A 689-nucleotide genomic window follows, 5' to 3' on the forward strand; every position below is an offset into this window, starting at 1 on the left:
CACGGTCTCTCCGCGCCGCGGGGCCTTCGTGACGTAGGCGACGAGGTCCATGTTCGTGCTGCCGAGCACGGCGATGAGGGTCATGGGTGGGCGGTCTCCTGGTGGGTGAGCCGGGCGAGGGTGTCGAAGCCGATGCCGTTGAAGTCGCCTACGGAGGTGGCGAGTCGGTTCTTGAGGGGGGTCGTCCAGCGGTCGGGGAGAGCGGCCGGGCCGCCCGCGAGCAGGGCCGAAACGGAGCCGACGGTCGCGCCGTTGGAGTCCGTGTCCCAACCGCCCGACACCGCACGGCAGATGGAGTCGGTGAAGTCGCCGTCCGCGTGGGTGAGGGCGGCGGCGATCAGGGCGGTGTTCGGGATCGCGTGGACCCAGTGGTGGGTGCGCGCGTGGGTGGCGTGGAGTTCGTCCACCACGGCGTCGAAGTCCCGGTGTTTGCGGGCCAGTTGGAGGGAGTGGTGGACGGCCTTGGCTAGGCGGGAGTCGGGCGGGACGACCGTGAGTCCCGTGCGCAGGCAGGTGTGGATGTCGTGGGTGTCGGTGGCCGCGGTGGCGATGACGGCCGCCGTGAACATCGCCGCGTAGACGCCGTTCGCGGTGTGGGTCAAGGTGGCGTCGCGGTGGGCCTGTTCGGCTGCCGCGCCAGGGTCTCCGGGGTTGGTCCAGCCGTGGACGTCGGCGCGGATCAGGGCGCC

1 protein-coding gene is annotated in these 689 nt (G+C 71.6%); it reads right to left on the bottom strand.

All coding sequences use genetic code 11. The features are described from left to right. Positions 1-80: 80 nt before the first annotated feature. On the bottom strand, positions 81-689 hold a 609-nt coding region (locus JHN45_RS52630; protein ID WP_201056620.1), incomplete at its 5' end, for an ADP-ribosylglycohydrolase family protein.

Source organism: Streptomyces sp. MBT53, from assembly GCF_016654115.1.
Lineage (GTDB): Bacteria > Actinomycetota > Actinomycetes > Streptomycetales > Streptomycetaceae > Streptomyces.